The 13,080-nt window shown below is 64.8% G+C and carries 16 protein-coding genes; 10 read left to right on the top strand and 6 right to left on the bottom strand.

Annotation, left to right across the window (positions count from 1 at the left end; all coding sequences use genetic code 11):
* The first annotated feature begins 99 nt into the window (after positions 1-99).
* From AC07SZ_RS10790 to AC07SZ_RS10775, 4 genes are all read left to right on the top strand, one after another.
* On the top strand, positions 100-492 hold the full coding sequence (locus AC07SZ_RS10790) for a RidA family protein (RefSeq protein WP_494914224.1): 393 nt from the start codon (positions 100-102) through the stop codon (positions 490-492).
* Between the two features lie 8 nt (positions 493-500).
* On the top strand, positions 501-851 hold the full coding sequence (locus AC07SZ_RS10785) for a VOC family protein (RefSeq protein ID WP_494914223.1): 351 nt from the start codon (positions 501-503) through the stop codon (positions 849-851).
* A 90-nt stretch (positions 852-941) separates the two neighbouring features.
* The gene (gene leuB / locus AC07SZ_RS10780) at positions 942-2,045 is read left to right on the top strand and encodes a 3-isopropylmalate dehydrogenase (protein WP_172347848.1); all 1,104 of its coding nucleotides are present in this window, start codon (positions 942-944) and stop codon (positions 2,043-2,045) included.
* A 4-nt stretch (positions 2,046-2,049) separates the two neighbouring features.
* The gene (locus AC07SZ_RS10775) at positions 2,050-2,538 is read left to right on the top strand and encodes a GNAT family N-acetyltransferase (protein ID WP_494914222.1); all 489 of its coding nucleotides are present in this window, start codon (positions 2,050-2,052) and stop codon (positions 2,536-2,538) included.
* A 130-nt stretch (positions 2,539-2,668) separates the two neighbouring features.
* On the opposite strand, the gene AC07SZ_RS10770 is transcribed toward AC07SZ_RS10775, so the two are convergent.
* Positions 2,669-3,379: a DUF805 domain-containing protein gene (locus tag AC07SZ_RS10770; protein WP_494914220.1), complete on the bottom strand. Its 711-nt coding sequence runs from the start codon at positions 3,377-3,379 to the stop codon at positions 2,669-2,671.
* Between the two features lie 203 nt (positions 3,380-3,582).
* Entirely contained in the window at positions 3,583-5,448 is a 1,866-nt protein-coding gene (locus tag AC07SZ_RS10765; RefSeq protein ID WP_494914219.1) for a DEAD/DEAH box helicase, read from the bottom strand.
* A 457-nt stretch (positions 5,449-5,905) separates the two neighbouring features.
* On the opposite strand from AC07SZ_RS10765, the gene AC07SZ_RS10760 reads away from it, so the two are divergent.
* Positions 5,906-6,940 carry an aspartate-semialdehyde dehydrogenase gene (locus AC07SZ_RS10760; protein WP_056574440.1) on the top strand — a complete coding sequence of 345 codons (1,035 nt, stop codon included), beginning with the start codon at positions 5,906-5,908 and terminating at the stop codon, positions 6,938-6,940.
* Positions 6,941-7,115: 175 nt separating this feature from the next.
* Positions 7,116-7,568, top strand: coding sequence for a GNAT family N-acetyltransferase (locus tag AC07SZ_RS10755; protein WP_494914218.1), 453 nt, complete (start codon positions 7,116-7,118; stop codon positions 7,566-7,568).
* 4 nt (positions 7,569-7,572) lie between these two features.
* Here the strand turns inward: AC07SZ_RS10755 and AC07SZ_RS10750 are convergent, their stop codons facing one another.
* Complete coding sequence (locus AC07SZ_RS10750; RefSeq protein WP_494914217.1) at positions 7,573-7,986, bottom strand: ACT domain-containing protein; 414 nt, start codon at positions 7,984-7,986, stop codon at positions 7,573-7,575.
* Positions 7,987-8,175: 189 nt separating this feature from the next.
* Here AC07SZ_RS10750 and AC07SZ_RS10745 point away from each other — a divergent pair, with 189 nt between their 5' ends.
* From AC07SZ_RS10745 to AC07SZ_RS10730, 4 genes are all read left to right on the top strand, one after another.
* Positions 8,176-9,081, top strand: a complete 906-nt coding sequence (locus tag AC07SZ_RS10745) for a bestrophin family protein (protein ID WP_056574448.1) — start codon at positions 8,176-8,178, stop codon at positions 9,079-9,081.
* Positions 9,082-9,213: 132 nt separating this feature from the next.
* On the top strand, positions 9,214-9,624 hold the full coding sequence (locus AC07SZ_RS10740) for a DoxX family protein (protein WP_494914215.1): 411 nt from the start codon (positions 9,214-9,216) through the stop codon (positions 9,622-9,624).
* A 77-nt stretch (positions 9,625-9,701) separates the two neighbouring features.
* Complete coding sequence (locus AC07SZ_RS10735) at positions 9,702-9,953, top strand: SRPBCC family protein (protein WP_494914214.1); 252 nt, start codon at positions 9,702-9,704, stop codon at positions 9,951-9,953.
* Positions 9,954-10,083: 130 nt separating this feature from the next.
* Entirely contained in the window at positions 10,084-10,347 is a 264-nt protein-coding gene (locus AC07SZ_RS10730) for a YMGG-like glycine zipper-containing protein (protein WP_183464358.1), read from the top strand.
* Positions 10,348-10,421: 74 nt separating this feature from the next.
* Here the strand turns inward: AC07SZ_RS10730 and rpsP are convergent, their stop codons facing one another.
* From rpsP to ffh, 3 genes are all read right to left on the bottom strand, one after another.
* Complete coding sequence (gene rpsP / locus AC07SZ_RS10725; protein WP_010912392.1) at positions 10,422-10,823, bottom strand: 30S ribosomal protein S16; 402 nt, start codon at positions 10,821-10,823, stop codon at positions 10,422-10,424.
* A gap of 109 nt (positions 10,824-10,932) precedes the next feature.
* Positions 10,933-11,259 carry a chorismate mutase gene (locus tag AC07SZ_RS10720; RefSeq protein ID WP_019862096.1) on the bottom strand — a complete coding sequence of 109 codons (327 nt, stop codon included), beginning with the start codon at positions 11,257-11,259 and terminating at the stop codon, positions 10,933-10,935.
* 7 nt (positions 11,260-11,266) lie between these two features.
* A complete protein-coding gene (gene ffh / locus AC07SZ_RS10715) occupies positions 11,267-12,871 on the bottom strand; it encodes a signal recognition particle protein (RefSeq protein ID WP_494914213.1) in 1,605 nt (534 codons plus the stop codon).
* Positions 12,872-13,080: the final 209 nt, after the last annotated feature.

Raw genomic sequence — 13,080 nt, 5'->3', positions numbered from 1 at the left:
CTGGCATTGGAGATATTGCACCGTCGATTGGTCTGCGTTGGCCCATGGCCGGATCAGGTCTTGTCTGCAAAGTGGCGGCGCCGATTTTTGAGGACATCCATGCGAAAACTCATCTCCACCGGCTCTCCGTTCGAAAAGACCGCCGGCTATTCGCGGGCCGTGGTGCAGGGCGACTGGTGTTTCGTGTCGGGGACGACCGGCTATGACTATGCGACGATGACGATGCCGGAGACGGTCGAGGCGCAGACGCGCAATTGCCTGGCGACGATCGGCAAGGCGCTGGCCGACGGTGGGTTCGAAATGGCCGACGTGGTGCGGGCGCATTACTACATCACCGACCAGGCCTTTGTGGACGCGGTTTTCCCGATCCTGGGCGAGACGTTCGGCGACATCAGGCCGGCGGCGACGATGATCGTCTGCCAGCTCAACAAGCCGGAAATGAAGATCGAGATCGAGGTCACAGCGCTGCGGCGCCCGGCTGCGGGATCTTGAGGAAGCCCGTGAAGGTCCGGCGCATCGTTGCGAATATCGAGACCCGGGATGCGGCGGCGGCGAGACGCTTCTACCATGACGTGCTGGGCCTCGACGTGCTGATGGATCGGGGCTGGATCGCCACCTACGGTTCCAAGGAACAAATGCAGGTGCAGGTCAGCTTCATGGAGCAAGGCGGCTCCGGCACGCCGGTGCCGGATCTGTCGATCGAGGTCGACGATGTCGACGAGGCGCTTGCCGCCATGAAGGAAGCCGGCTTCGCCATCGAATACGGCCCGGCCGACGAGCCCTGGGGTGTGCGGCGCTTCTATGTGCGCGATCCTTTGGGCCGGCTGGTCAACATTCTCTCGCATCGGTGAATGCGCTTCTCAAGCGCAGGCTTGCGCCGCAAGCGCTTGGCGTTTAGCAAGGCCGCGGTTCAAATTCTTTTTTCTGGGACGGTTTTCTCCATGGCAACGAAGCATCTTTTCCTGCTCCCCGGCGACGGCATCGGCCCCGAGGCCATGGCCGAGGTCAAGAAACTAATATCGGCCATGAACGAAAAGCTCGGTAGCGGCTTCGTCACCGATGAGGGCCTGGTCGGCGGCTGCGCCTACGATGCGCATGGTGCTGCGATCTCCGATGCCGACATGGCCAAGGCGATGGCGGCGGACGCGGTGCTGTTCGGTGCCGTCGGCGGTCCGAAATGGGATGCGGTGCCCTACGAGGTGCGCCCCGAAGCCGGCCTGCTGCGGCTGCGCAAGGACATGGAGCTGTTCGCCAATCTGCGCCCCGCCATCTGCTATCCGGCGCTGGCGGCGTCCTCCTCGCTCAAGCAGGAGGTGGTCGAAGGCCTCGACATCCTGATCGTGCGCGAGCTGACCGGCGGCGTCTATTTCGGCGAACCCAAGCAGATCATCGATCTCGGCAACGGCCAGAAGCGCGGCATCGACACCCAGGTCTACGACACGTTCGAGATCGAGCGCATTTCGGGCGTCGCCTTCGAACTGGCGCGGACCCGCAAGAACCACGTCACCTCGATGGAAAAGCGCAACGTCATGAAGTCCGGCGTGCTGTGGAACGAGGTCGTCACCCAGACCCACAAGGCAAGGTACGCCGACGTCAAGCTCGACCACATGCTGGCCGACGCCGGCGGCATGCAGCTGGTGCGCTGGCCAAAGCAGTTCGACGTCATCGTCACCGACAATCTGTTCGGCGACATGCTGTCCGACATCGCCGCCATGCTGACCGGCTCGATCGGCATGCTGCCGTCGGCCTCGCTCGGCGCGCCCGACGTGAAGACCAAGAAGCGCAAGGCGCTCTACGAGCCGGTGCACGGCTCGGCGCCCGACATTGCCGGCAAGGGCATAGCCAACCCGATCGCCATGATCGCGTCCTTCGCCATGTGCCTGCGCTATTCCTTCGGCATGGTCGCGGAAGCCGACAAGCTCGAAGCCGCGATCGCCGCCGTGCTCGACGATGGCCTGCGCACCAAGGACATTCTCTCCGCCGGCATGACCGAGGTCGGAACCGTCGAGATGGGTGACGCGATCATCGCCAAGTTCCTGGGCTGATCCCATGCCGGTCGGCGTCCGTTGGGCGACGGCCGCGGATGCCTCCGCGCTTGCGGTCATGCTGTGCGCCATGGCGGCGCATTACCGGCAGCCACCGCTCGACCATGAGCGGGCTTTGTCCGCGGCGCGCAAATGGCTTGGCGAGGAAAGCCCGGCCTATCCACATTTTGCGCTCGCCTTCGTTGAAGATGAGGTCAGCGGGTTGGCGTCGGTGGCGATCGCGCATCCGGGCGTCGATCTCGAGCGGCTGCTGTTCCTCAAGGATCTGTTCGTGCGTGACCAGGTCCGTGGCGCCGGCGTCGGCCGGGCGCTCATCGATTTTCTCGCCGATCATTGCCTCAGCCACGGTATCGGCCGAATTGATCTGACCACCGAGGACTGGAACGAGGGCGCGCTGCGCTTCTACGCGCGGCTCGGCGCCGAACGGCACGGCCAGAAGATTTTTCTCAGGTTTTCGGGCGACGCGCTGAAGGTGTTAAAACCTGACGCCTGACGCCTGACGCCTGACGTCGGGTCGGCCTCCCGCGCGATCACCGGCTGAAGGTGGCTCTCGGGGGACGACTTGACCGCCTGTTTCTATGCAGTTTCAGGTCAGAAAGATTTCAGTCTTTGGAAACTGCCCCCTAAATCCTCACACCCACCGGCACCGGTCCCCACTGGTTTTCGCGTCCCTGTGTCGGGATCAGTGCGAAGACCAGGATGATCAGGCTGCCGAAGGTCGGGATCAGGATGAGCAGGCAGAGCCAGCCCGAAAGGCCGAGGTCGTGCAGGCGGCGCACGATCATACCAAGGCTGGGGAAGAAAGTGGCCAGCAGGAAAGCGCCAAACAGCCCGATCGTCACCGCCGGTATCTCGATGCTGTCGAAATTGCCTATCTGGACATCGATGAGAACGCCGACGCCGATCACCACCAGCAGCGCGATCGTCCAGAACAGGCAATAGCCCCAATATTCCTTGCGGCGGGCGCGGCCGGCGAAATTGAAATAGTTCCCGGTCATCGCTCGCCAGAAATAGGACCAGAGATCCGTGGGCCCGGCTGGCTCGGCCGACCGGCCGAAGGGGTGCGCCCGCGATGCGACGGCAGCCGGCGCGGGATCGGCTTGAGCCGGTACGGCGCTGGCGGCGGCGTCGGCGGCCGGGCTTGCGGCCTGGACGGCGATCAAAAAAACGTCACGGGCCTGGCCGCCGCACGCCTGGAACTCGACCGCCGTTCCCCTGGGCATCGCGGTTTCCCGGCGAAGGTTCTCGCGGGTGAAGGTGTAGCGGTTGCCGTCGGCTCCGGTGATGAAGCCGAAGCCCTCGTCTTCGTCATAATGGAGCACTTCGCCGCGCATCACCCGCCCCCTTGTCGCCGCGTCCCCAAGGTGTGGCACAGGGCCGAGCCCATGGGCAAGCCGTGCGACATCTGCGCCGGGCGCTGGGGCTGGATGATCGAGCCGCTGCGCGCCTATCAAGGCCGGTCTGAAGGAGAGTGCGCGCGGGCGGCGTGCGGAACACCAGGCGCCGTGACCGCGACGGCTCGCCGCTTCAGAGGGTCTTACGATGGCCGCTTCGGCTTCTTGTGCTTTGGCGGGCCGGCATTGTCGAATTTCGGCTTGCCCGGCTTCCTTGCCCAGGGCTTTGCCTCATGCGCGGTTGCCGGGCGCTGGTCGGCTGCGGCCGGTGCGCGCTTCTCAAATTTGCGCTTCGGCGCGTTCGGATCGAATGGCGCCTTGCCGCGATGCGGTTTCTTGTCCGGGCTTGGCGGCTGGTAGCCGGCGCGCGACAGATCCGGCGTGCCCTCGAGCCGCTTCACCACGATGTTGCCCTGCAATTTGCGGTCGGGTCCGATGGCGGCCAGAAAACGATCGGCCCAGTCCGCCGCGATCTGCACGAAAGTCTCCTCCGGCTGCATCTTGATGGCGCCGATCTCGCGCTTGGAGATGCTTCCGGCCCGGCACAGCATCGGGATCAGCCAGCGCGGCTCGGCATTCTGCCGGCGCCCGACCGACAGCGAGAACCAGACGCTGGCGCCGAAATCGTCGCGGCGGCTGGGCGCCTCGTCGCGGGGTGTGAATTTCTCGCCCGGCGTTCGTTCACGCGAAGGCGTGAACGGGGCGACGTCCATCAGATCCTCGGGCGCCGAACGGCTGGCGCGGCACTGGCGCACGAAGGCGGCCGCCACCTGCTCGGCGCCATGACGGGAGAGAAGCGCGTCGATGAAGGTGCGCTCGTCATCCTTCACCGGCTCATCGAAGGCCGGGTCGGCGAGGATGCGCTCGTCGTCGCGGCGGATCACGTCGTCGGCCGAGGGCGGGCTTGCCCATGTCGCCTTCAGGCCGGCGTTCTGCAGCAGCCGTTCGGTGCGCCTGCGGGCGCTGCCCGGCACGATCAGCGCGCTGACGCCCTTGCGCCCGGCGCGCCCGGTGCGGCCGCTGCGGTGCAGCAGCGTTTCCGGGTTGGTCGGCAGATCGGCGTGGATAACCAGTTCGAGATTGGGCAGGTCGATGCCGCGCGCGGCGACGTCCGTCGCGATGCAGACCTTGGCGCGGCCGTCGCGCATGGCCTGCAGCGCGTGGCTGCGCTCATTCTGGCTGAGCTCGCCCGACAGCGCCACGACCGAAAAATTGCGGTTGTTGAAGCGCGCGGTGAGATGATTGACGGCGGCGCGCGTGTTGCAGAACACCAGCGCGTTCTTCGCCTCATAGAAACGCAGCACGTTGATGATGGCGTTCTCGCGATCGGCCTGGGCGACGTTCAGCGCCCGGTATTCGATGTCGAGATGCTGCTTCTCCTCGCCGGCGGCGGAGATGCGCACGGCATCGCGCTGGTACCCTTGAGCCAGCGTCGCGATCGAGCGCGGCACGGTGGCCGAGAACATCAGCGTGCGGCGCTCGGCCGGGGCGGCGTCGAGGATGAATTCAAGGTCTTCGCGAAAGCCGAGGTCGAGCATCTCGTCGGCCTCGTCGAGCACCACGGCCTTGAGCGCCGACATGTCGAGCGATTGCCGTGTGATGTGGTCGCGCAGCCGGCCGGGCGTACCGACGACGATGTGGGCGCCGCGCTCCAGCGCGCGCCGCTCGGTGCGCATGTCCATGCCGCCGACGCAGGACGCCACGGTGGCGCCGGTCGGCTCGTAAAGCCATTCCAGTTCGCGCGTCACCTGCAGCGCCAGCTCCCGCGTCGGCGCCACCGCCAGTGCCAGCGGTGCCGTGGCCGCGCCAAAACGTTCCGCGCCGTCGAGCAGCGTCGGGGCCATGGCAAGGCCGAAGGCCACTGTCTTGCCCGAACCGGTCTGTGCCGACACCAATGCGTCGGCCTGGCCGAGTTCCAGCACTGCCTTCTGCACCGGCGTCAGCTCGGCATAGCCACGTTTTTCCAGCGCCTTTGCCAGCGCGGGAACAATACCTTCGAAGTTGGACATCTCGCTCTTTCGGAATTCAGGGGTCTGCGCTCATCATGGAGCACGAGCCGGGGCCGGCGCCGCGCCAGCCAAACAATCTTGGCCGTACGTACTTCTTGGCGTCGCTCTTGTACAGGGCGCGCCATGAAGGCCATGCGACGCCGCCAATTGACTCCTGCCGCAAACCGCGTAAAAGCCCGCCTCGAACGGGATTGTCTTCGATGCGCGGCCTTTTGATGGCTCTTCTTGCATTCGACGCCCCCAGCCACAATGTTAAGCATTGGGCCGGGCGCTTGGACGCGTCCGTCCGTTCCAGCAAAACCCCATTCTTGGCCGAGAAAACTGGCAAAACCACCACCAAAACGGTGTGATTCCCTTGGCCTAACCACCCTCTCCCGGGTCCGGCCCGGGGGACGGAACCCGCATCGGCCGGCGGGTTTTCTCCAAAAACCAAGCGGAGAGGGACAGGAGATATCAGATGAGTTTCAAGGTTGCAGTCGTCGGCGCCACGGGCAATGTGGGCCGGGAAATGCTCAACATACTGGAGGAGCGCGGCTTTCCGGTAAGCGAAGTGGTGGCGCTGGCCTCGCGGCGCAGCCAGGGCACGGAAGTGTCGTTCGGCGACCGCACGCTGAAGGTCAGGACGCTCGACCAGTATGATTTTTCCGACACCGACATCTGTATCATGTCGGCCGGCGGCAATGTCTCCAAGGAATGGTCGCCGAAGATCGGCAAGCAGGGCTGCGTCGTCATCGATAATTCGTCGGCCTTCCGCTACGACCAGGACGTCCCGCTGATCGTGCCGGAAGTGAACCCGGACGCGATCTCGCTGTTCACGCGCAAGAACATCATCGCCAACCCGAACTGCTCGACGGCGCAGCTCGTCGTGGCGCTGAAGCCGCTGCATGATTTCGCCACCATCAAGCGCGTCGTCGTCGCCACCTACCAGTCGGTGTCGGGCGCCGGCAAGGAAGGCATGGACGAGCTCTTTACCCAGACCCGCGCGGTGTTTGTCGCCGACCAGGTCGACGTCAAGAAGTTCACCAAGCGCATCGCCTTCAACGTCATCCCGCATATCGACGTCTTCCTCGACGACGGCTTCACCAAGGAAGAGTGGAAGATGGTCGCCGAGACCAAGAAGATGCTCGACCCCAAGATCAAGCTGACGGCGACCTGCGTGCGCGTGCCGGTGTTCATCGGCCATTCGGAAGCGGTCAATATCGAGTTCGAGAAGCCCATCACCGCCGACGAGGCGCGCGATATCCTGCGTGACGCTCCCGGCTGCCAGGTCTTGGACAAGCGCGAGGATGGCGGCTACATCACGCCGCTCGAATCGGCCGGCGAGGACGCCACCTTCATCTCGCGCATCCGCGAGGATTCGACCGTCGACAACGGCTTGTCGATGTGGGTTGTGTCGGACAATCTGCGCAAGGGCGCGGCGCTCAACGCGGTGCAGATCGCCGAGCTTTTGGTCGAGCGCGGCCTGATCCAGCCAAAGAAGAAGGCGGCCTGACGGCGTTTAGTTTTCGCTCACGGGCCGCACCGCCGCTTGCGCGGGTGGCCCTCCGCGGGGGCGCCGGACGACCGACGGCCCGCGGTCGCGGGCTCGACCTGCGGCCGGGGTGTTTCCTTCTCCCCGTCCACGGGGAGAAGGTGCCTGAAGGGCGGATGAGGGGCAGCGCCGGCCTATGAGCGATCGCACCAAAATCACTCTGCGCCCGGCTATCGGTTCGGATGCCGCCGCCATCGCGACCATGATGCGCGCGTCGCTCAACGCTTTCGACTGGATGCCGGTGCTGCATACGCCGGAGGAAGACCTCTTCTTCATTCGCGACATCGTGCAGCCACGGCAGCAGGTGACGGTCGCGGAAGCCGGTGGCGCGATTGTCGGCTTCATCGCCGTCAGCGGCGATTGGGTGGAACAACTCTACCTCGACCCGGCCTGGACGGGGCATGGCATAGGCAGCCGGTTGCTGATCGACGCGACCGCTGCCCTGCCGGTCGTGAAACTCCATTGCTTCCAGGCCAACACCGGCGCCCGGCGCTTCTATGAGCGCCATGGGTTCCGTGCGGAAGCGTTCGGCGATGGCACCACCAACGAGGAAGGCCTGCCGGATATTCTGTATGTCCGCGGACACTGACCGCTTACCGAGCCCGTCCGTTCCCTGCCGCCAGTCCCCGCAACAAGATTATTGCCTCCTCCACCCGCTCGGCCGGCACGAACAGATGATCGTGATAGAATGCCGAAACCGGATTGACGCCCATGCCGGCGCTGGCCAGCCGTGTGGTGATGGCGGCGAGGAAGCCGACGGCTTCCAGCGATGAGTGGATGTTCAGCGTGATCATCCGGCAGCGGAACGAGGCGGTCAGTCCGGCTGCCTTTGCTGCCTCCTCCGTCACGATCAGTGTCGTGCCCTCGTGCTCGCGGAACAGCATCACGGGGTCGAGGTTCTTCGGCTGGGAAACTCCAGGCGCCAGCGTGACAAAGACATAGATGCTGTCGAGCAGTTCCGGTGTCATTGACGCCAACAGGGTCTTCAGATCGGTTTCGCCGGCCATTCTTCTCTTCTCGCCTGTCTCGGGCGGGCCATGGCCCGCAGGCTTCCCAGTATCCGTAACCTGTACATGGCGATAGTCCGCACACCGGGCGCGCGACATCGCGATGTCGTTGACGGCTGGGCTTGCGGATCTGGCGCATCGCACAATACAGGAGTTGAGGGCCGATGCCGGTCCGTGAAAGAGCCGCCCATGATCGTTCGCCCGCGCCCCAACTTCCTGCAGCTGTTCTTCATCATGCGCGGCTCCGTGGTGCCGCGCATCCTGCCGCAGATCTTTGGGTTCGCCATCTATTCGGCGGTCATCCTTGCCCTGGCGCGGTGGTTCAAGCTCGATCTCGGCGTCTTCAACATCGCGCCGTTCGGATTGGTGGGCGTGACGCTGTCCATCTATCTGTCGTTCCGCAACAACGCCGCCTATGACCGCTGGTGGGAGGCACGCAAGCTGTGGGGCACGCTGGTCTTCGAAGTCCGCAACCTGGCGCGCGCCACCACCAGCCTGATCGCCGATCCGGCCGAACAGCGTGCCTTGCTCATGGAGGCGCTGGCCTTCTGCCATTTCCTGCGCGGCCAGTTGCGCAAGACCGACAGCATCAAGGACGCCCGTGCCTTTATCGACGCCGAAGCGGAGACGGTTGCAGCCTTTGCCAATCCGGCGGATGAGATGGTCAGGCGCATGGGCCGGCGCGCCAACGCGCAGCGCCGGGCGGGCGAGGTCGATTCGATCGGCTTCCGCATTCTCGATGAAAGGCTGGCGTCGATCACCGCCATCCAGGCCGGCTGCGAGCGGATCGCCGGCACGCCCTTGCCCTTCGCCTATACGCTGCTTGTGCATCGCACGGCCTACATCGTCTGCCTTCTCCTGCCGATCGGGCTGATCTCGACCACGGGCTGGGCGACGCCGCTGTTCACCGCGCTGATCGCCTACACCTTCTTCGGCCTCGACGCGCTTTCGGAAGAGCTCGAGGATCCTTTCGGCACCGAGGCCAACGACCTCGCCCTCGACGGCCTGTGCCGCGTCTGCGAGATCTCGGTGTTCGAGGCACTTGGCGAAACACCGCCGAAAATGCTCCCGGCCGAAAAGTTCTATTTCTCGTAAAATCCGCTCCGGCTTGCCTGCCGGTCAAAGGCCGGACCGAAAAAACCAGTCCCCTGTAGGAATGCCGCCTCACGCCGCGTCCTTGGTTCGACCCCAGCGAAAGGGGCCTGAACCCAAACGGAGGGAACGTCGATGAGCATTTCCGAAACCGCGCCTGTCTCATCCGGCGCCTTGTGGACCGGCCGCGCGCTCAGCGGCCTCATCGTCCTGTTCATGGTCTTCGACGGCGCCATCAAGCTGCCGCCGCTCGATGTCGTCATCCAGACCATGGTGCCGCTCGGCTGGCCGGCCGAGCCCAATGTCGCGCGCCTGCTCGGCATCATCGGCCTTATCGCGACCGCGCTTTACGCACTGCCGCGCACCTCCGTGCTCGGCGCCATCCTGCTCACCGCCTATATGGGCGGCGCCATCGCCACCAATGCGCGGATCGGCAATCCGCTGTTCTCGCACACGCTGTTCGGCGTCTATCTCGGTGTCATGCTGTGGGGCGGCCTCTATCTGCGCGACCCCAGGCTGCGCGCATTGATCCCGTTCAGCCGATAGGCAAATTGTTTTGGCCCAATTCCCTAGGCAAAACCGCTTCACAGCCTGGGAAGGCAATGGCAAGGCCGGCAAGGGGCATGGAGATTGTCAATTCGGTGCCGTACTCGCTGGTGTCGCTCAAGCTCGATTTCGAGAAGCCGTTCCGGGCCAACAACAGCGTCGACTTCACCTTGACGCCTTCGGGCGACAACACCGCCGTCAGCTGGGCCATGCGCGGCAGCCGCCCCTTCATCGCCAAGCTGATGGGCCTGTTCATGAATTTCGACACGCTGATCGGCCGGGATTTCGAGGTTGGTCTCGCCAATCTGAAGCGCCTCGGCGAGGCATGATCGGCGTGGGACGATACTGCTCGCTCAAGCGAGAAAGGTCGAGATCGTCATTCTCCTCGGGATCAAATCAGCCGTCTGAGAGTTAAGGAGTCGGCGGCGAGACGGCGACCCGCGTGAGAGAGGAACGAAAATGAAGAAAATCCTGACTATTCTGGTATTGGCGACGGCGCTCGGTGCGTGCTCGCAGACGGAAAAAGGCGCCGCGGTCGGTGGCCTTGGCGGTGCTGCGATCGGCGCGGCCGTGGCCGGAGATCCGGTCCAAGGCGCTGTCGTCGGAGGCGCCGTTGGCGCCGTTGCGGGCGCCCTGATAGGCCATGCCAGCGAAAGCGGCCAATGCCGGTATCGCGATCGTCACGGCCGTGTCTATGTAGACCGCTGCCCGAGCGGCTATTGACCGGCAGCACTGGACTTTAGTCGGCAAAACGGCGGGCACAGGCCCGCCGTTTCGTCGATGCGATGAACCAATATTTATTCGGCCGTGGCGGCTTCCGCCTCGGCGGGTGCTGCGGCAGCGGCGGCAACCGCGGCGGCTGCGTCTTCCTGCGCCTTCTTCAGAAGGGCTGCGCGTTCCTGGGCCTTCTTGCCGGGCTCAGCCTTCTTCGGGTTGGAGCGGGCGTCGCGCTTGGCAAGGCCCGCCTCGTCGAGGAAGCGCAGCACGCGGTCGGTCGGCTGGGCGCCGTGCGACAGCCAGTGCTTGACGCGATCGGCGTCAACCTTGACGCGCTCGCCGTCCTTCGGCAGCAGCGGGTTCCACGAGCCGAGCGACTCGATGAACCGGCCGTCGCGCGGCGAACGGGCGTCGGCAACGACGACGTGGTAGTAAGGACGCTTCTTCGAGCCCGCACGGGCCAGTCTGATCTTCAGTGCCATTTCTTTTCTCCTAAAAGCTCTGATTTCGTTGATCGGTTGTGGCTGAATTTCTTGTCTGTGCATGTCGTTGTCCCAAAACCGCTGAGCACTTTCGGGCGACATGCACCGGTCAGCCGGTTTTCGTCACGCCGTTGGCAGCGGCGATCTGTTCGTGGTGGCGGATCACTTCGCGGACGACGAAGTTGAGGAACTTCTCCGCGAAATCGGGGTCGAGATGCGCGTCCTTCGCCAGCTGGCGAAGGCGGGCGATCTGCTGCTGTTCGCGCGCCGGGTCGGCCGGCGGCAGGCCATGCTCGGCCTTGAGCACGCCGACCGCCTTGGTGCAGCGGAAGCGCTCGGCCAGCATGTGGATGAGGGCGGCATCGATGTTGTCGATCGAGGCGCGATAGCCGGCCAGGATGGTGCGGGCGTCGGCCATGTCTTTTTCTTCGTTCACAGCGTCCTCACTTCTTCTTGCCAAGCCCAGGCAGTCCGCCACCGCCGAGGCCGGGAAGCCCCGGAAGTTTCATGCCGCCGGGCAGGCCGGGCAGGGCGCCGCCGGGAAGACCCCCCGGCAAGCCTTTCATGCCGCCGAGGCCCGCGGCCTGCGCCTGCTTCTGCAAGGCTTCCAACTGCTTGGGATCCATCTTCGACAGATCGGGCATGCCGCCGCCCATCATACCCCCTGGGCCGCCGGGCATCATGCCGCCAAGGCCCATCTTGGAGGCGAGGCCGCCCATCATGCCGCGCATGAGGCCGCCGCCTTTGCCCTTGCCGCCCATCGCCTTCATCATGTCGGCCATGCCGCGATGCATCTTCAGGAGCTTGTTGATCTCGGCCGCGTCGGTGCCGGAGCCGGCGGCGATGCGCTTCTTGCGCGAGTGCTTGAGCATATCCGGATTGGCGCGCTCGGCCTTGGTCATCGAGGAGATAATGGCAAGCTGGCGGCCAAACATCTTGTCGTCGAGGCCGGCGGCGGCCATCTGGTCCTTCATCTTGCCCATGCCGGGCATCATGCCCATGATGCCGCCCATGCCGCCCATCTTCGACATCTGCTGAAGCTGCTGGGCGAGGTCGTTCAGGTCGAACTTGCCCGATTGCATCTTCTTGGCCATCGCCGCCGCTTGCTCGGCGTCGATGTTCTCGGCGGCCTTTTCGACGAGCGAGACGATGTCGCCCATGCCGAGGATGCGGTCGGCGATGCGCTTGGGGTGGAATTCCTCCAGCCCGTCCATCTTCTCACCGGTGCCGATCAGCTTGATCGGCTTGCCAGTGACGGCGCGCATCGAAAGGGCGGCACCACCTCGACCGTCGCCGTCCATGCGGGTCAGCACAAGGCCGGTGATGCCGACACGGTCGTCGAAGCTCTTCGCCAGATTGACGGCGTCCTGGCCGGTCAGCGAATCCGCCACCAGCAGGATTTCGTGCGGGCTCGACACCTTCTTGATGTCGGCCATCTCGACCATCAGCGGCTCGTCGATATGTGTGCGGCCGGCGGTGTCGAGGATAACGACGTCGTGGCCGCCGAGCTTGGCCGCCTGCACGGCGCGCTTGGCGATATCGACCGGGTTCTGGCCGGCAATGATCGGCAGCGTCGCGACCTTGACCTGCTCGCCGAGCTGGCGCAGCTGCTCCTGCGCGGCGGGACGCCGCGTGTCGAGCGAGGCCATCAGGACCTTCTTGTTCTGCCGCTCGGTCAGCCGCTTGGCGATCTTGGCCGAGGTGGTCGTCTTGCCGGAGCCCTGCAGGCCGACCATCATGATGACGACGGGCGCTGGCGCATTGAGGTCGATGGCGACGCCCTCGGCGCCCAGCATGTCGACCAGCTCGTCATGGACGATCTTGACGACCATCTGGCCGGGTTTGATCGACTTGAGGACCGCGGCGCCGACGGCCTTCTCGCGCACCTTGTCGGTGAAGGACCGCACCACTTCCAGCGCCACGTCCGCCTCGAGCAGCGCACGGCGCACCTCACGCAGCGCCGCCGAGACATCCGCCTCCGACAGCGCGCCGCGGCCTGTCAGGCCGTTCAGGATGGAGCCAAGACGCTCCTGCAGCGATTCAAACATCGATCGTCCTTCAATCTCGGTTCGGGTTCGATCCGAGAGGTAATGCGTTCGCGCCAACTGTCCAAGCAAAAGCAAAGCCCAAAACCAAAAAGCACCCGGGGGCGCACAGCGCTGCCGGGTGTTGGCCTCCAGGATCTGTTTACAGCACTTGGCCTCAAAGAGGCTTCGGCGTCCTGGTCGGCTTGCTCGGAGGGATACTCGTCGCGGAA

The organism is Mesorhizobium sp. GW821-FHT07A06, assembly GCF_059419085.1.
The sequence above is the reverse complement of the archived record's forward strand: the minus strand, read 5'-3'. Positions and strand labels throughout refer to the sequence as shown.